Genomic DNA, 18,244 nt, shown 5'->3' with positions numbered 1-18,244 from the left:
TGGTGCAATAATTATCGGTAATAATGTATATGAAATGCATTAATGTGTGACTGGTTGGTTATTTCTTTATGTAATCAAATGGTTACTTCCATGGTTTTTTAATCGATATTGCTTAATAAGACAGAGCTGATTTATTAACCGAAGTGAATTATAAAAACGTGCTAATTTCAACTGCGTGTTTTTGAAAGAACTGGACACGAAAATTTCATCTGGTTACTATCGCTGGCCTGGATTTAAATGCTCTTTTGAGTATTAACTGACATTGGACTGCGATGCGTTTTTCAGGATTTAAAAAAATAACAACAACCATTTTTATGATGGCTTTTATCTCATTTTCTTTTTTATTTTTATTAAATAAATTATTAGTTAATCATCAGGAAAGCAAATTGATATTGCGCTCTGAGAAATTACGCTTTCAGGCTGAAATGTTAGCAGAACAGGCCCTGTCTGCGTTAGGTGATGTTAACGCTATTGATGATGATGTTTGTTCGCCAAACTATATTGAAAAATTAAGAATGATAAGGTGGCGTCATCTTAATATTGAAGATGTTGCTTCTTTAAAAGAAAAGCGTATTTATTGCAGTGCCTTTTGGGGGGAAGTGAACCCTCCTTTGCATATTACTGTTAAAAATGAAACAGAAGATAATAAGCCAGCATTAATTGAAGTGAAAAATAATAGTAAGACGCTGTATAACAATATCGGGCTCTATCAAGGCCATGCTGCGGTGTTTGTTGCGCGGGGAACCTATGAAGGTATATTGAATACGGTAACGGATGGGTATTTCGTTATGACATCAGCAGATAAATCGCAAAAGTATTTTGAATCGAATTCGAAGGAATATGTTGCTTCGGGTAATCCGTTACTGAGTAAAGTATTTACCGCCAACACCAGCCTTTGTAGTCCTCAGTGGTTGTTTTGCGTGATGGCGCAAAATGCGCGCAGCGGGCTGCTGTCGCTCACAACGGGTCTCCTGTCTTTTGTTATGGTGGTCGCATTGATGCTGGGTGGATTCCTGACTTTCTTCTGTTTAAATATTGTCGATAAAAGACAGTCGCTGAAATCCCGTTTGAAGAAGTCCATCAAGAGAGGGGATATTTTTCTTGAATATCAACCGATGGTGAACGCTAATGATGGGAAAGTAGCCGGTCTTGAGGCGCTAGTCAGATGGCGTGATGGCAAACATGGCTCTGTTTCTCCTGAGATCTTTATAAAGATTTCAGAAAAAATCGGGTTTTACCCAAAAATATCTGATTTTGTAATAAAAACTTCAGTGAGAGAGATGGCTGCTGTTCTCAATGGCAACAGGAAGCTGACGCTGTCTATAAATATAACCGATCATGAGATTAGCGAACCGACTTTCATAAGCCGATTGATTGAGGTGTGTGCTTTACATGGTGTTGAGCCTGCTCAGATAAAGTTGGAAATATCCGAACGCTGCCAGCTATCGCAAAAGGAAATCCAGCTTTTTGCTGAGCATGTGGCAAAAATGAACATCAAATTGGCGATTGATGATTTTGGCGTGGCGAATTCGAACTTAGCATGGCTTACCGGTTTCAGATTTGATGAAGTTAAGCTTGACGGTTCGTTAATGAAAAATCTGGACAACAAGAATAAAGAAAAAATATTGCATGCAATCTGCTCGCTTATTAAAGATATGGGGAAAGACATTGTTTTTGAAGGTGTTGAAGATGCTGAGCAATTAGCGATTGCCAGAGAAATTGATGCAAACTGCTTAATTCAGGGATGGTTCTTTTATCGCTCACTGTCAGCGAAAAATATTGAAAGCCTGTTAATCACTCAGGAAAAAAATCACGTAGTGTGTCCCTGATTTTTATGCTTATCCCTCATGTTAAGAGCATTAACTTAACGGCCGCGTAAGATGCAAGAGAAGAAGACATGGCGTGAAATATCCGGCTATGTCTTTGTGGCAGGGCTTTAACGCAAAGCCCGCCCCCCATCAACGCTCGGTGTTTTCTCCGCATCGAGAAAAATAATAAGGATTGACCGAATAAATTAGCACGCCTGAGCGTTTACGCGTTGTTTACTCTGAGGAGAATCCTGTTATGACGCGCATCGTTCCCGTATTGGCCACCGGACTGCTCATCAGTCCACTGTTGCATGCTATGCCCCTTAACTACACCGTTGCCACGGATAACACGGCCATTGCGCTGTCATGGCAAGCATTTGGTCACCTGTCACAGGCCTCTCTCGACGGCGTGACGGGCAACATCACACTGGATGCGGAAAAGGAAATGAATGACCGTATTGATGTGAAAATTCCCATCACAACGTTACAGGCTTCCAACAGCCTGTTGACCTACCAGTTAAAAAGCAGCCTGTTTTTTGATGCTGAGCACTATCCCGATATTATTTTCACTAGCAGCAGGGTTGTGGCGCTGGGGCATGGCCACTTTCGGGTTTTTGGTTCACTGTCGGTAAAAAACGTTCAACGTCCGGTCATTCTGGAGGCCACGCTTGAAGAACATGACGGAACCGCATCTCATGACGGTTCGCTGTCTCTTCATGCCACCACCGCTATTTCGCGCTCGTCTTTTAACATGGATCGGTTTACCGGGGTGGTAGACGATCGCGTCGCGATTAATATTGAAATTCGGGCGAAAGCCCGGCACGCCGTATAACCCGACACGCGTATAAAATAAATAGTGGCCTTCAACACGTGGAGTCGTCCGTGTGCGGAGGGCCGTTCATGGGTTATGCCAGCGACGTTTGTAATCTGAGTGCACTTTCTGTGAGCGGTGCTACGGGGCTACGGCCAATTAAGACGAACTGATAGCCGTAGGCGTACCACCAGACAACCTGCATATCATGACGTTGCTCATTTTTAAGCGCAGTGGACGTTGCCTGACGCTCGGGGGAAATACACAGCGCCATCGGCCCATATTCGGCATGCAACCAGGTAATCTGCGCAATCGATGTCTGGTCATAGCGCAGTAGACGCACCATTTTCAATTCTGCAGCGGGAAGCCTCAGCTGTTGCTCATTGAGATGCAACCCAATGTACTGAGCAGTACGAGAGAGTCCACGTTGCAAGGTCTGTGCGGTGTCGTCCGCATCGAGTAGGGTTTCCGCGCGGTACAGAGACATGTACTGCGCTTCAAGATCGCGAATTTTCTCGCTGTCGCTGAGAATCATTCCAGGAGAACGCGCGAGGTAGCCTAGCCCCGATCCCAACACCAAAAAACTGAGTGAAGCAGCAATGAGTGAACGGCGGCTGACACCGGCATAAGATGAAGCAGTGGCTGATGTCGGTGCTTCCGTCAATAACGTCTCCAGTCTGGCCTGCATCCTCGCCTCAGGCGCTTTGTCGAGCAAGGGCGCGAAGGCTGCTTCAAAATCAAGCTGACTTTTCATCCGCTCCGCGACGCGTTCTGCAAGCTGTTCATCTCCCTCAAGTAGCGCCTTGAAGCGTTGCGCATCGGCCTCATTCATCTCGCCATCCAGCCAGGCAACGATAGCTTCGTCACTGTAAGGGGGCGTAAAACGCATTGTTTTCAAGACAGTCTCTCCTTTGCCGAGGGCTGGGTGTCAATTGATTTCGCCAGCGTACCTCGTGCTGCGGCCAGTCGGCTCATAATGGTGCCGATGGGTACTGATAGCGTGTCTGCCGCCTCCTGATAGGTAAACCCTTCGACATAAACTAAAAAGACGGTGTTGCGCTGTGCTTCTGGAAGCGCGCTGACGCGCTGCATTATTTTCTGGTAATGCAGGCGATTGTCATCCTGCTCATGGGTATCGGGTGCCAGTAATTCTTCGCTTTCGATAAACCCTTGTCCCTGACGTACGCGACGGGCGCGCAGTTCGGAAATCCATATCGAATGAAGAATGGAGAACAGCCATCTGTCGATACGCGTGCCGGGCGTAAACTGTGCACTCTTTTCGAGTGCACGAACGCAGGTAGACTGGACGAGCTCTTCGGCCACCTCATGGCTACGTGACAGCACCAGTCCATAGCGCCATAGGCGCGTCAAATGAGCAGTCAACTGCTGACGAACTTCGCTGGTGGTGATGTTTTTATCCTCACATTGAGACTCAGGGCTTTAACGCAAAGCCCGCCCACCATCAACGCCCAGCGTTTTTCCGGTGACGTAATTGCTGCTGAACAGATAATCCACCAGTCGGACAATTTCCGCTTCGCCGGGGGCAATTTTCATCAAGGATTTGTCCAGCGCCTGCTGACGATAGGCGTCGTCATCCTGTTCATTAAACAGGATGAGACCGGGGGCGATCGCATTGACTTTCACCTCCGGTGCCAGTTTGCGGGCAAACGAGCGCGTCATGTTGTCCAGCGCCGCTTTACTGGCGGCATAGGCAATGTGTTTGTCGCTGCCTTTTTCTACCACGTAATCCGTCAGATGGATGATATCCGCGCCAGCCACGCCTTGCCCGCGCAGGCAAGATTCCAGTAACTGGTTGAGCAAGTAGGGCGTATAGACATGAATTTGCAGCATATCGGCCAGCGTTTGCTCTGGTGGTGTGGTGGAGCTTTCTGGCTCCCAGCGGCTGGCATTGTGAATAATGGCGCGCAGCCGCGGCGTGAGCGACTGGATTTGCTCCGCAAACGCATAGATATTTTCCGTGGTGGAAAAATCGGCGGTCAGGCAGATTGCGCCGTCCTGCTGTAGTGCTTCCAACTCGGGATAAGGCGTGCGATAGCTGATGATGACCGGAATCGACTGAGCCAGAAACGAACGCGCCAGTGCCAGCCCGATACGCCGTGCGCCGCCGGTAATTAACACGGGAGCAGAAGAAAAAGTTGTCACAATTAGGTCTCCTCAACACGCTAGTCAAAAGGGGGCGAAGCGTGACAATATACCTGAATTAACCACTATACAGGTTACGGTTTTATACCCGTCAGGGTAGTGCGCAGCAAAACACTGGCGAAGAGGAGAGAAGGGAATATGGAAAAATCCCCTGAGTCTGCAAGTTCCAGTGAGCAACTCTGTCTGGACTATACGGATTATTTGGCGGCACTGTGTAAGAAACGCTGGCGCTTCATGGATGCAATGTACGGCGTGATGCCGATTTTTGGCATGGTGACCAAGACGGCGCCGTCTCGGCAGAGTGCGCCGAAAGAGCGGCTGAAGGTACTGGCGCTACAGGTGCTGTCTACGCAGGTGAGTGACGAAACCAACATTATCAGGCTGATCACGCTGGCACGCCAGCAAGGCTTGAACGTGTTTGATATCCAACTGCCTTATTCGTTGACGGACGAGCAATTGGGCACCATTAGCCGCGAATGTGACGCGGCGCTGGATTTAACGTTGCGGGACGAACGCCTGTCCGTCCGGTTCAACATGCCAGCCGTGCAGCATTAGCACGGCGTGGCCTGCACGATATTTCTACTCTGTTTTTGCTACGCTGGGGCGCACCGTCGTCGCCTCAATCGCCTGTGCGAGTGAGCCGTAGAAGCTGAGCCGTCCTTCAATCGGGTGGATCTTCGCCCGCGCCAGCGTTTTTAACGGCTGGAAGGGAATGTCGGTGATGATGAGCTGCTTGCCTTCGGGCAGCGTTTCGCTAAAGCGCAGGAACGCATTAAGCCCGCCGGCATCCAGCACTGGCACCGCATCCCACTGCAAGATGATATTTTGATAGCCTTCGCTGCGCACGGTCAGATCGTTGAAGATGCGCTCTGCCGCGGCGAAAAACAGCGGGCCGTTAACACGCAATACCAGATGATCCGGTATTTTGGTGTCCGGCAGTTCGCTCAGGCGGGTCATCTGCGCGATGCGCCGCATGAAAAGCAGGGACGCCAGCACGATGCCGACCGTAATGGCGATCACCATGTCGAACAGCACGGTCAACGACATGCAAAGCAGCATCACGATGATGTCGTCTTTCGGTCCGTGGCGCAGTAAATCCACCACCTTGTGCGCTTCGCTCATGTTCCAGGCGACAATCAACAGCAGCGACGCCATTGCCGCCAGCGGCAGATAAGACAGCCACGGCGCAAGTATCAGCAACGCCAATAGCACCAACAGTGCGTGAACCACGGCGGAGATCGGCGAGTTTGCGCCTGCGCGCACGTTGGCGGCGGAGCGGGCAATCGCCGCGGTTGCGGTAATACCGCCAAAGAACGGGGCGATAATGTTGCCGAAACCTTGTCCCATCAGTTCCGCGTTAGAATTGTGTTTTTTGCCCGTCATCCCGTCCAGCACGACCGCGCACAGCAGCGATTCAATCGCACCCAGCATCGCCATAGAAAATGCGGCAGGCAGCAGAGCGGAAATACTTTGCCAATCCAGCGTCATCGTCTTTCCATCTGGTGACGGAATATCCCACGGCAGAATGAGCTGCGGCAGAATGGGCGGGATGCCTTGCCCTTGCGAACCGTCCGCCAGCATATAGCTGAACCGGGAACCGATGGTGGCTACATTTTCACCGAGCAGCGACATGATCCCCATCACCGCGACGCCTGCCAGCAGTGCGGGCAAATGGCCGGGCAGGCGAATGCCGAGTCTGGGCCAGACGATGAGAACCAGCAGTGTCGTGGCTCCAATCAGCGTATCCGCAAGGTGCAGGGTAGGCAGCGATTGCGCCAGCGCTGCCACTTTTTCGACGTAATGCTCGGGAACCACGGTCATCTGCAAGCCGAAGAAATCCTTGATTTGCATAGTACCGATGGTGATGGCGATCCCGGAGGTAAACCCCAGCGTCACGGAAAGCGGAATGTATTCAATCAGGCGGCCGAAGCGGCAGATCCCCATCAGCAGCAGAAACACACCGGAAAGCAAGGTGGCAACCAGCAGGCCAGAGAGCCCGAACTGTTGCGACACGGGATACAAAATAACGACGAAGGCGGCTGTCGGGCCTGACACGCTGTAGCGCGAACCGCCGCTGACGGCGATGACGATCCCGGCAATAGCCGAGGTATATAACCCGTACTGTGGGGGAACGCCGCTGGCAATGGCCAGCGCCATCGCCAGAGGGATGGCGATGATACCGACGGTAACGCCGGCGATAATGTCGTGGGTAAAACGTTGCAGCGTATATTTTTCGCGCCAGCACGCGTCAATCAGCGCGCTGAACGGCCTGACGCCGTTAATTCCGTGCGTTTTCATCTAAGCAGAAACCAAAGTAAGGAAGTAAATCAACATGGCGGGCCTGCCGGTCCGTCGACGACAGCCTTACGATACGCCGGACGCGCTCAGAAGATCCAGATATACATCAAGAGAAGTGCAATCTTGCGGGGCCGACGCGGCGAAAACCGCGTCGGCAGAGGGGTTACAGCGTGATGGTGATCAGATAGGCGGCAAAAAGTGCCAGATGCGCACTACCGCTTAATACGTTGGTTCTGCCGGTGGAGAACGTAATGTGGCATAGCACCAGCACTGACAGCATCACGACGATGTGCGGCATATCCAGACCGAAGTTCAGCGTGCGGCCAGTGATCATAGCGATAATCGTAACGGTAGGGACCGTCAGTGAAATGGTTGCCAGCACGGAACCGAAAAACAGGTTCATAGCGCGCTGTACCTGATTTTTCAGGACGGCGCGGATCGCTCCCAGTCCTTCAGGAGAGAGGATTAATAACGCGACCAGGAAGCCCGTAAACTGCGTCGGCGCATTCATTTCGGTCAGCAGCGTTTCCAGCGGCATGGAGTTCGTCTTGGTGACCGCGATAACGGCAACCAGATGAACCAGCAGCCAGGCGGTGTGCCACAGGGAGCTGTGTGCGGACGGTTTACCATGGTGCGGATCGTCACCGTCGCCTTCGTCTTCATGCTCATACACAAACAGGCTTTGGTGCGTACGCGTTTGAATCAGCAGGAAAACGCCGTACATCGCCGCAGAAATAGCAGCAACAATCAACGACTGCGCTACGCTGAAATTACCACCGGGCAAGGCGCTGGGGAAAACCAGCACAATCACCGCCAATGGGAAGATCGCCATCAGATACTGCTTGATGCCGCTCAGGTTGACGTACTGGGTGGCGAATTTACGGCCGCCGAGTAAGAGGGCGAAACCGACCAGACCACCGGTGACAATCACGATAATGGAATAGAGGGTGTCACGCATCAGATCCGGGCCAGCATCACCGGTTGCCATCAGGGCTGAAATCAGGCTGACTTCCAGAATGACGACGGACAGGCTGAGGATCAATGAACCGTAGGGTTCACCCAGACGGTGTGCGAGCACGTCGGCGTGACGTACCACGCTGAAGGCGCTGAACAGTATCCCGGCTAGCGCGATGGCGTTGATGCCGAGAATGGCGACAAAATTTTGTGAAGTGCCCCACATGTAGAGCACGGCCAGCGCAATAACAGGAAAAATGAGCGAGTATTCATGATGGCGAGTTTTGACCACCTCAGCATGAGACTTCATTGCGGGAGTTCTCCTTATCCAGAGGAATGATGCGGCAAAATATCCCCGTCATACTTCAAGCTAGCATACCGGCCACTCGACTTATTCAGGGCATAAAGCCATTTATTAAGGTCTTAAAAAAATTTGTTAAGCTCTTAAAACAATAATAAACAGCAAAAGGTTACTAAAAAGTAGTTATAACGTAATGAAACGAACAAGATGATAACAGATTGTCGACGCGATGCGGGGAGTTTTACGGATTTTTACGCTTTGATATGAAATTTAAATGAAAAGGGAGAATCTGCGTATCTTCTCCCTATCATGATAATATCAAATGTGTTTTTTGTGGTTATTCATCAGGATTATCCATGATATCGTGACGTTTATGATGATAATCCTCTTCATTTAACCCCTCTCGCCAGTAAGGCACGGCATACATCTGATTTCGTTCACACCCGCGTTCGCGACGTACATGGCGGCGAAGCTGAACCACGATGCGATCCTCACCCGCTAACCAGTAAAACGCATTCTCCACCGGAGGAAATGCCTGAAAATGCTGCAATAGTGTGTCGGTTGCCTCTGTTCCGCCAACGACCCAGTGCAGCTGTAGCTGTGATGGTTTAGCGATAGCGAGTTTATCTGCTTCACTGTCGACACGGATCACGGCATGTCCCTGAGCGTCGTCCGGCAGGTTCTCCAACAGCGCCATGAGCGCAGGGAGCGAAGACGGGTCAGCGGCCAGATAATAAGCGGCCGCTGGCGGCAGCATGGGGAGCGGGCCGCCGGGTTGTGAAATGCCGACCCAATCACCGGGTTTGGCCTGACGGGCAAAGGAGACGGCAGGCCCGGCGTGTTCATGCAGTGCGAAAACCATATCCAGTTCCGCCTCTTCTGGGCGTAGCGCACGGACGCTATAGGTGCGGACGATAGGGCGGGCTTCGCCTTCCGGCCAGACCGGGCCGCGTTCGCCAATGGCTGGCAGAACCGGCTTTTGCTGTCCCGCCTGCGGCAGAAAGAGTTTGATATGCGCGCCATATCGCTCGGTTGGGTAATCGCGCAACGCGTCATGATGGAAAGTAATGCAGCGCAAATGAGGGGAAATATCGTGGATCTGTTTAACCTGAACTAAAACAGGCTGACGCGGCGTTGCCATTCAGTGTCTCCGTGGGTAGTCGATGCCAAAATAAAGAAGATAATAACACGAGATGATAATTGTTATCATTTGATGTCTGCCCGTTATTATTCCTATCGCCGTCGATATTCTGTCGGCGTTTTTCTATAAGCGGTAAACGCACGATTCTCGGCAGGCTGCTGATGTCACAAAAATGAGGTTTGTATCAGGAAAACGTCAAGTCTGGCGGCGCGTTGCCGATTAGTTGATATACAACCCGCCTTAAACTCGAATGATTTAGGGTACAAAAGCGGAATCTTGCGTGAGTGAAACATTATCACGAACTTTTTTAGTTTTTGTGACCACTATCAAACTTGATCGCAAAGCCATAAATGAATAACCTCAAGATTGATAGTGGTGTAAAATTAAGCAGATGAAGCAGTTAGGTTTTTAAACGCAGGGCGAGAGCCGATCTGACGAGCAGGAAAAGAGTAAGGTTGGGGGTGGTAAGTAGTGTTAACACGCGATTTTTTGCAGAAAGCAGATTGTAGAACGTCTTTTGGTTGTATTGAAGAAACCTTACTACTCACGCCGCAACAGCGGGCTGATTCGTTGGACAGGATGCTGGCGCTCCGGCCCAATAGCTGTCCGGTCTGGGTATTTGGCTACGGTTCACTAATGTGGAACCCGGTTTTTGACGCCGAAGAAACCTGTCTGGCTACACTGACAGGGTGGCAGCGTGCCTTTTGTCTGCGCCTCACCATCGGCCGCGGAACGGTAACCCAGCCAGGACGGATGCTGGCGTTGCAGCCCGGTGGGCAAACGACAGGTCTGGCTTTCCGGTTACCGGAAGCGTCTCTGCGTGAAGATCTGGAGCTGCTGTGGAAGCGTGAAATGCTGACGGGCTGCTATCGTCCGCTCTGGTGTGAACTACAGCGGAAAAATGGCGCACCGCTGACGGCGCTGGTGTTTGTGTCCGAACCGGAACATCCTCTGAATGAAAATGATACCTGTATTCAGAGCGTTGCACCGCTGATTGCCCGTGCGAGCGGGCCGCTTGGCACCAATGCGCAATATCTGTTTGCGCTGGAGCAAGAGCTAAAAAATCACGGGACGGAAGATGCAAGCGTGAGCGAACTGGCGCAGCGGGTGCGGGTTCTGCAACAGTCGTGTTCTGCGGCGGCAGGAAACGGACAATAGCGGCGCGGTGAGCGTTGAGGTGAACGACAATATCGTCGTTCACCTTGAGACGTATGAAGCGACCGAATTACCAGCCTACGCCAACACCCATGGTGTACAGCGTGTCATCAACATTCCCCTGATTACTTTCGATACGGGTACGTGACACTTTCATCGTCATAGAAGACCAGTCGGTCAGCTTGAAGCGCAGGCCTGCATCCGCTTTCAGGTAGATTGGCGCAGTGCCGTCAAATGAGCGGCCCAATTCACCGTTGGTGAAGGCTTCAACCGATTTGCTGAACATATAGCGGTTGTACGCCCACTTAATCGCACCAGAGTAGAAGTCATCATCGCCCTGATCGCGGTACACGAAGGTTTGGGAGTTGACCAGCGAGGTCAGAGAGAACGCGCCTAAATCGTTATCCCAGAACTGATAACCAGGACCGAGACCGAAAGAACGGTTGATTTTAATACTTTCGATCCAGTCGCGTTTGTACTGATAACGACCCTGCCAGAACCAGTTCTCATCCACGAACTTATCCAGCGCATATTCGCCAGCCGCATTCTTGGTGCTCTCGACTTTATCCTCTTTTGCCAAATGGTAACTGGCATCAAGGTTGTGTCGCCACGTGTCGTGACGCGCTTTGGTGTTCAGCGTCACATCGTAGTTATCCGTTTCTGTCGAACTTTTCTTGTGCGACATGCCGGCATCAATGTTGCCTTTCCAGGCGAAATCGGTCACCAGCGGTTTCTGCGCGACGATGGACGTAATTTCGGAAAGCGGCAATGTTTGCGGACCAGCAGCTTCGTTAGCAAGCGACGGGTTCGCGACGATAGCGCGGTTTTCGCCCGCTTTGATCGTCGGATACAGTACGCCTTTTTCGTAGCGTTCGCCTTGAATCACCAGACCATGGTCGGATTCAAAGGTTTTCACCTTGTCCCAGGCTACAGAAATAGAGCCAGCATAGTCGGTGTTGATAAACAGTTTACCGCCGTCGAGCAGCGTGATTTTCCCTGTGAGCTTGTCGCCGTTGTTCAGCCAAATGGTGTCAGCGCGGCTCTGCGTAATGCCAGCAGAGAGGGCGATAACCAGGCTGAGGGAAGAGATTGCGTGTTTGGATAGTGTCATTATTGCCAAGTAAACAGTGGTGACAGGTATTGAGATGTCCGTCGGAGACAAAGACGTACAGCCGTTGATAACGAACCGGTTTAGCCCGGAACGGCAAACATTAACAGGAATCGAAGTGATGCTCTACCCGAAAACGGTAATTGATTAGAATGTAAATAGTTATAAAAGTTGCTATTGATGATTAACGGCTATAACGCGACGGTTGTCACATTTTTGGGCTACGGGAAAGGCAATGCGTTATGCGGGGAGGCTTCTCTGGCCCAGACGGTTTCAGGCCAGAGAAGCGTGGGCGAGAACTGATGCTACGCAGTACGTTGCGTGCGTGATGTGCTGTTGTTGCTCAGGAAGCGCGAGGTCAGGAACGTCCTCACGCGCAGCACGATCCGTTCCTGGAAGAGTACACAGAGTGTCACGGTGGTGAGCAGGAAAATGATATAGCCCGTCATGGAGAGCTGCACCTGACCTGCGGCGGCAATGCACTGATCCCAGTCGCTGAAGCAGGCCATCGGGTTACCGCGCACCAACTGTTCCAGCGTGCGGAACAGATTGAAGAGCGGAACGTGCAGCGCAAAGATCGAGAGCGATGCTGCACCCAGACGCGGCGACCAATGTCGCAGCCACTCGCTATTAGGTTCACGCGCCAGCGCGCTGAGGCAGACCAAACCGACCTGAGCTGGCAGGAGCAAACCGTTATGCAGCAGGAAATACCAATAGGCTTCGCCTTTTGTGAACAGCCAGGTAGCGACAAGGAAATTTACACTGATAAAGAGGGCGAGTGCATAGCGCTGGCCTTTGGTCAGCGGCAAGCGATCTTTCTGACGATAATGACGGAACAGCGCATACCCCAAAATCCCGGCGAGGAATTCCGGCAGACGGAAGATCGGTCCGCGCTGCAATAATCCGGTGTACGGCATGCCAAACTGCTGTTGCCAGATCACCCAAATCGGCGGCAGCAGATACAGCAGGCAGACGATCCCCATCCACAGCCACGGATGTCTGCTGCTCAGCAGACGCGGAGCCAGCAGCGGGAATGTCAGATAGAAAAAGAACAGGGTAGAAAGTGACCATAACGGGGCATTGAAGGTCAGGAAGTAAGGATTCCATGCCTGCAACATCAGTACCTGCAATATCCCGTTGAACGCCAACTGCGCGTTCGTCATGTAATGACGCAGCGTTTCGGGGTCGGCCGCGGGGTCGTTGGTGTCATAAATGACAAAACGCGCACTGGCGACTTGTCCTTCTGGCGGCACGGCCAGCCACTGCATGAGCGTGACGACAGCAATAGAAGACAGCAGGGCAATGATATGAATGGGGTAAAGATTAAAGAAGCGTTTGGCCCAGAACTGGCGAACAGGTTCACGCAAACGTCCGTCTTTAATGTAGACATGTGCGAGTAAAAAACCAGACAGAACAAAGAATGTGCTGGTCGCGAAGAATCCCATACTGGTGAGTTCGCTTAAGAAAGGAATGCGCTCACGCTGGGGATAAACGTGGACCGTGTGATAAATCATCACATAGCAGCCGAGCAAAAATCGTAACCATTCCAGGCCGATAAATCGCTCCTTACTGACCTTCTTCATGTTGTTCCTCAACGTTAAACTCGGTGTAAAAGCCGAAAAATGCGATTACAAACTAGTTTAGACGAGAGCAACGTCACATTAATTAGGATAATGGCTATAAATGCCGGTTTCGTTTAGCAACCGTTTAGGTTTTGCGGGGGCGTTGGCGGCATTTCCACCAACTATTTCTATTTCTCATCAACTACGGCGGCATCCTCGCTCACGCGAGGATAATCTCGGACGGTAGGGCGCCAGAGCGCCTTATCCGTACCGCTGACAATAGCTGTTTTTTGTGACGATTTGATTAAATCACTTTTTCTTGTAATACCCAGACTGCCGCTTCAACCCGTGATTTTAGCTTCATTTTTTTCAACAGGTGTTTGACGTGAACCTTAACGGTGCTTTCGGTAATCGTGAGTTTGCGGGCAATGACTTTATTGGACAACCCCTGAGCCAGCAGTTTCAGAATATCGCGTTCGCGCGGCGTGAGCTGCTGAATGTCCCGGTCGCTGCTGTGACGGCTTTCGCGCAGGCTGGCGGCCAGAATCGGCGTCAGTGTTTCACTCAATACCATTTTCCCTGACGCCGCCTGATGCAGCGCAGCCAGTAAATCTTCCGGCTCCATATCTTTCAGCAGGTAACCATCGGCACCATTTTTTAAAGCGTTGACAACATCGTCTTCGTGGTTAGATACGCTAAAGACGACAATACGGCCAGACAGCGATTTTTCCCGCAGACGATTCAACGTTTCCAGGCCATTCATACCGGGCATATTTAAATCGAGCAGAATCAAATCCGGGTCCAGTTGCTCCGCGAGTTCGACACCCTGTTCGCCGTGACTGGCTTCACCTGCCACCTGTAATTCTGGATCCATGCTGATGAGTTGCTTAACGCCATTCCGCAACATGGGATGGTCATCAATCAGCAGTAGGGTGGCGGCATCTTCGTTAATCATGAGTTTCTCCTGTTAATGGCAGCCGGTGACGGTATTCGGAGAGGAAGCTGACGTTCACTTCAGTGCCCCCCGACGGCCGGCGTCGAACAATGCATTCGCCGTGCAAACCCCGTGCACGGTCGCGCATGATAATAAGTCCATAATGGTTGGCGCGGCTGGCATCATCAGGAATACCGATGCCATTGTCGGCCACGCTGAGTTCAATGTAGCCCTGACGTAGCTGCAGGGTGATATCGACCTGTGTGGCCTGCGCATGCTTATAAATATTGCTCAGCGCTTCACGCACAATTTGCAGGACGTGAATACCCTGATGCGCGGAGACCGACTGCGGCGGCAGACGGTAGTGGAGTTCGATGGGGTATCCAAGCCGCTTGCTGAATTCATCGACCGACGCCCGCAGCGCGGCAAGTAAGCCAGATTCCGACAGCTTCAGCCGGAAGGTGGTCAGCAGTTCACGCAGTTGGCGATAGGCGGTGTTCAACTCTTCCCGCATTTCCGTCAGCAACTGTTGCGAAACGGGGGGTAAATCGCCGCCCTGCATTTGCAGACAGCTCACCTGAATTTTCAGGCAGGAAAGGGACTGGGCGATAGAGTCGTGTAGTTCGCGGGCAATCGTGGCGCGTTCTTCCATCAGCATCAACTGCTGTTGATGGTTGGATTGCCGCTCCAGCGCCAGCGTGCTGGTCAACTGTTCCAATAAGGTATTCAGTAACTGATTCTGATCGCGGCTTAGTGCGGTATTGTCTGGCAGCGTGGCCAGTACGACGCCGTACTGCCCGTGCTTGTCATGCAGATCCCAACAGTGAGGCTCACCCAGTAGTTCTTCCCGTTTTGTCTGCATCCCGCAACTCTGACAGCTGTTATCCGGGCAGTGATCCGGCTGCGACTGGCTGAAATCACTAAACTGATGAAACTGTTCCTGATTGTTATCTTCATACAGCCGTAGTTGAATGTTGCGAAGCGGCGTTAACGACGGAAGTTCGTTCAGGATCGGCATTAGCCGACTGCACAGCGGCGCGCCGGTATGCAGGCGCCGACTGGCGCGATAAAGGAAAGAGAGCAGATCGTTTTTCTGTTGCAGGTCGGCGGTTTTCTCGGCCACGCGCTGCTCCAGGCTGTGGTACATGGCAGAAAGTTCGTCCGACATGCTGTTCAGCACCTGTCCCAGCGTGCTCATTTCATCATGGCCGTTAATGGTGACGCGCTGGGTGAAATCGCCGTGACCGATGGCCTGCGCCATCGAAACCAGACGTCGCCACGGTGTCAACAGACGGCGACGCAGATAAAAGAACGTGGTGACCAGCAGAATAAACATGATGCCGATGAAGATGCGTTGCACCAGTGTCACCATCATCAATCGCTGTTCGGTTTTATGATCGATGGCGGAAACCAGATCGTCGAGTTGCTTCACAAAGCGGGCGACATCCGCTGAAGCGTCAGAGGCCTGTGTGGCCTGCCGCAAATGCGGTTGCAGATTTTCCAGCCAGAAAATGCGCAACGCGGTGAATTGTTCGCTGAGCCCTTCCCGGCGTACCGCCTGTTGCAGGTCGCTGCTGATTTCGTCTTCTTCCAGTTCTTGCAGGTAAATTTCATTCTCGGCAGAGAGCGGCACCATCGAGAGCAGGCGGTAACTCTGCATGCGCAGCGAGCCCGCTTTATTAATGGCGTGCGCGTTCCCCTGGATGCTTTGAGACATCCAACTGGAAACCGACATACCTGCAATACCCAGCAAACCGAGTAGCAGCATCAATAGTGCGACCTGATTGACGAGCGACAGCGGCAGCAGGAAACGTTTCAACATAATACAGCGACCTCTGCTGGAGGAGTAGAAAACCAGTACCGGGAAGGATAACCCTTTTGGCATTTTTCCCGATCCTACATGATAACCCCATACCCACTAGTGAGTACCACCGAATATCCACGCCTTGAAAGGGGATATGACAGTAAGAAAAAATAGAGATATAACAGATTGAATTATCGTTGCTTATTTTTCTATTTTTATTACTCATTAAGGAGTGTGGTTGTTTTTACACGGTTTTTTTACCTGACAGCGCGTTGATTTGCATCAACTTTACCTGCGGTGTAATCCCTAATGTTGCGCCTTAATTCTACCGCGTTTTTATTTATCGAGGTTTTTATGACGCAGCCTTCATCACCCGCAAAAGTATCGCAAAGCACGCTGATCAGGGAATGGAATCCTGAAGATACAAAATTCTGGCAATCTGGCGGCCAACGGATAGCACAGCGTAACCTTTGGATCTCTGTTCCCTGTCTGCTGTTGTCGTTTTGTGTCTGGATGATATTCAGCACCGTGGCCGTTAACCTAAACAAGGTCGGATTTAGTTTTACCACAGACCAGCTATTTTTACTGACCGCGCTGCCTTCCGTCTCCGGTGCGCTGTTGCGTGTTCCTTACTCCTTCGTTATCCCGCTGGTTGGCGGTCGCCGCTGGACGACGCTGAGTACCCTCATTCTGGTTATCCCGTGTATCTGGCTCGGGTTTGTCGTACAGGATCCGCACACGCCTTACAGCATTTTCGTGACGATTTCTCTGCTGTGCGGCTTCGCGGGGGCGAACTTCGCGTCCAGCATGGCTAACATCAGCTTCTTTTTCCCCAAATCACGTCAGGGCAGTGCGCTAGGGATTAACGGCGGTTTGGGTAACCTCGGCGTGAGCGTGATGCAGTTGCTGGTGCCCGTGGTGATTTTCCTGCCGATTCTGGGATTCTCCGGCAATGGTGTTGTTCAGCCAGACGGGCATCAGATTTGGCTGCACCATGCAGCCTGGATGTGGGTACCGTTTTTGGTGATTGCTGCAACTGCTGCCTGGTTTGGCATGAACGATCTTCCTGCGCCTAATGCGTCAATACGCAAGCAGTTGCCGGTTCTGAAGCAAATGCATCTGTGGGTGCTCAGTTTCCTGTATCTGTCCACGTTTGGCTCATTTATCGGCTTTTCGGCGGGCTTCGGCATGCTGTCCAGAACACAGTTCCCAGACATTGTGATTCTGTACTACGCGTTCTTCGGGCCGCTGCTGGGGGCGTTGGCGCGTCCGGTGGGCGGAATGTTGTCTGACCGTTTTGGCGGTGTGAAAGTTACGCTGATTAACTTCATCCTGATGGCAATTTTCTCGGTATTACTGTTCCTGTCTCTGCCGAGTGTAAACTCTGCGGGGTCATTCGGGATGTTTTTTGGCATCTTCATGATGCTGTTCCTGACGGCGGGTCTGGGCAGTGGCTCAACCTTCCAGATGATCGCGGTGATTTTCCGTAAATTAACGGCGGATCGTGTTAAAGCACAGGGCGGAAGCGATGCGGATGCGCAGCGTACCGCGGCCACGGATACCGCAGCGGCGCTGGGCTTTATTTCGGCTATCGGCGCGATCGGCGGCTTCTTCATTCCCCAGGCATTCGGGATGTCACTGGAGCTAACCGGTTCACCCACCGGCGCGATGAAGGTGTTTGTGGTGTGCTACGTGGTGTGCGTATTGGTGACCTGGCTGTTTTATGCCAGAAAGAAAAGTTAATAATCTGAAATGCCAGAGTGTATTTTGCTTGTGTTTTCTCTGGCGTAAAAAATTGTGCTGAGGTGGGCGTGGCTGCCGGGTGAGCCGCATGGAGGCGGCGAAAACTAGTGCCGCGTCGGACAAAAACGTCAGAGACGTTTTTGAACAGCACTTGTGCTGACCCGAAGGGCGAGCTCCATTTATGGAGCGAGTAAACGCGTCACTAGTGGCCCGAATAGCAGTCACGAACGCCGAAGGTATCGCGTAGCGACACAATTAGCGCCAAATAGCCACAGGTCAAGGAGCGCGGCAATTGAGCGCTCCTTGTCGGGCGCGTGCTACGAAGTAGCATGAAAATGACAGTGTTGTTGCGCACGAAATATTCGCAGTATCTGCATAAAACATGAAAATGTGACTACGACGCCATCCCTTACGGGGCGGCGTTTTTTTCGTGCTACATCCAACGCCCCCTTACTAAATCTG

At 51.7% G+C, this 18,244-nt stretch carries 15 protein-coding genes; 5 read left to right on the top strand and 10 right to left on the bottom strand.

What is annotated here, in order from left to right; all coding sequences use genetic code 11:
- The first annotated feature begins 272 nt into the window (after positions 1-272).
- Both R9X49_RS08225 and R9X49_RS08220 read left to right on the top strand, forming a co-directional pair.
- Positions 273-1,829 carry an EAL domain-containing protein gene (locus R9X49_RS08225; RefSeq protein ID WP_319847921.1) on the top strand — a complete coding sequence of 519 codons (1,557 nt, stop codon included), beginning with the start codon at positions 273-275 and terminating at the stop codon, positions 1,827-1,829.
- Between the two features lie 235 nt (positions 1,830-2,064).
- Positions 2,065-2,640 (top strand): YceI family protein, encoded by a 576-nt coding sequence (locus R9X49_RS08220; RefSeq protein WP_319847920.1) that lies wholly within the window; start codon positions 2,065-2,067, stop codon positions 2,638-2,640.
- Between the two features lie 73 nt (positions 2,641-2,713).
- Here the strand turns inward: R9X49_RS08220 and R9X49_RS08215 are convergent, their stop codons facing one another.
- The 3 genes from R9X49_RS08215 to folM are packed head-to-tail and all read right to left on the bottom strand — an operon-like array spanning position 2,714 to position 4,782.
- The gene (locus tag R9X49_RS08215; protein WP_319847919.1) at positions 2,714-3,517 is read right to left on the bottom strand and encodes a hypothetical protein; all 804 of its coding nucleotides are present in this window, start codon (positions 3,515-3,517) and stop codon (positions 2,714-2,716) included.
- On the bottom strand, positions 3,514-4,002 hold the full coding sequence (locus R9X49_RS08210) for a sigma-70 family RNA polymerase sigma factor (protein ID WP_413775877.1): 489 nt from the start codon (positions 4,000-4,002) through the stop codon (positions 3,514-3,516). Before R9X49_RS08210 ends, R9X49_RS08215 begins: the two co-directional genes overlap by 4 nt.
- A 57-nt stretch (positions 4,003-4,059) precedes the next feature.
- Entirely contained in the window at positions 4,060-4,782 is a 723-nt protein-coding gene (gene folM / locus R9X49_RS08205; RefSeq protein ID WP_319847918.1) for a dihydromonapterin reductase, read from the bottom strand.
- A 138-nt stretch (positions 4,783-4,920) separates the two neighbouring features.
- Between folM and R9X49_RS08200 the strand changes: the two genes are divergently transcribed.
- Positions 4,921-5,337 (top strand): hypothetical protein, encoded by a 417-nt coding sequence (locus tag R9X49_RS08200; RefSeq protein WP_319847917.1) that lies wholly within the window; start codon positions 4,921-4,923, stop codon positions 5,335-5,337.
- Positions 5,338-5,361: 24 nt separating this feature from the next.
- Here R9X49_RS08200 and dauA read toward each other — a convergent pair whose 3' ends face one another.
- From dauA to R9X49_RS08185, 3 genes are all read right to left on the bottom strand, one after another.
- Entirely contained in the window at positions 5,362-7,080 is a 1,719-nt protein-coding gene (dauA, locus tag R9X49_RS08195; RefSeq protein WP_319847916.1) for a C4-dicarboxylic acid transporter DauA, read from the bottom strand.
- A gap of 163 nt (positions 7,081-7,243) precedes the next feature.
- Positions 7,244-8,344, bottom strand: a complete 1,101-nt coding sequence (chaA, locus tag R9X49_RS08190) for a sodium-potassium/proton antiporter ChaA (protein WP_319847915.1) — start codon at positions 8,342-8,344, stop codon at positions 7,244-7,246.
- A gap of 328 nt (positions 8,345-8,672) precedes the next feature.
- Entirely contained in the window at positions 8,673-9,476 is an 804-nt protein-coding gene (locus tag R9X49_RS08185) for a siderophore-interacting protein (RefSeq protein ID WP_319847914.1), read from the bottom strand.
- Positions 9,477-9,947: 471 nt separating this feature from the next.
- Between R9X49_RS08185 and R9X49_RS08180 the strand changes: the two genes are divergently transcribed.
- Entirely contained in the window at positions 9,948-10,634 is a 687-nt protein-coding gene (locus tag R9X49_RS08180) for a gamma-glutamylcyclotransferase (protein ID WP_319847913.1), read from the top strand.
- A gap of 67 nt (positions 10,635-10,701) precedes the next feature.
- On the opposite strand, the gene R9X49_RS08175 is transcribed toward R9X49_RS08180, so the two are convergent.
- The 4 genes from R9X49_RS08175 to narX all read right to left on the bottom strand — a co-directional run bounded on the left by R9X49_RS08175 (position 10,702) and on the right by narX (position 16,057).
- Positions 10,702-11,742, bottom strand: coding sequence for a DUF481 domain-containing protein (locus tag R9X49_RS08175; protein WP_319847912.1), 1,041 nt, complete (start codon positions 11,740-11,742; stop codon positions 10,702-10,704).
- Between the two features lie 302 nt (positions 11,743-12,044).
- Entirely contained in the window at positions 12,045-13,322 is a 1,278-nt protein-coding gene (locus R9X49_RS08170) for an acyltransferase (RefSeq protein ID WP_319847911.1), read from the bottom strand.
- 283 nt (positions 13,323-13,605) lie between these two features.
- Complete coding sequence (gene narL, locus R9X49_RS08165; RefSeq protein ID WP_010276892.1) at positions 13,606-14,256, bottom strand: two-component system response regulator NarL; 651 nt, start codon at positions 14,254-14,256, stop codon at positions 13,606-13,608.
- The gene (narX, locus tag R9X49_RS08160) at positions 14,249-16,057 is read right to left on the bottom strand and encodes a nitrate/nitrite two-component system sensor histidine kinase NarX (protein WP_319848611.1); all 1,809 of its coding nucleotides are present in this window, start codon (positions 16,055-16,057) and stop codon (positions 14,249-14,251) included. The genes narL and narX overlap by 8 nt, the downstream gene beginning before the upstream one ends.
- A gap of 336 nt (positions 16,058-16,393) precedes the next feature.
- On the opposite strand from narX, the gene R9X49_RS08155 reads away from it, so the two are divergent.
- On the top strand, positions 16,394-17,782 hold the full coding sequence (locus R9X49_RS08155) for a NarK family nitrate/nitrite MFS transporter (protein WP_319847910.1): 1,389 nt from the start codon (positions 16,394-16,396) through the stop codon (positions 17,780-17,782).
- Positions 17,783-18,244: the final 462 nt, after the last annotated feature.

This window comes from Pectobacterium carotovorum, from assembly GCF_033898505.1.
Classification (GTDB): Bacteria; Pseudomonadota; Gammaproteobacteria; order Enterobacterales; family Enterobacteriaceae; genus Pectobacterium; species Pectobacterium carotovorum_J.
This window is presented reverse-complemented; position numbering and strand designations above follow the sequence as displayed.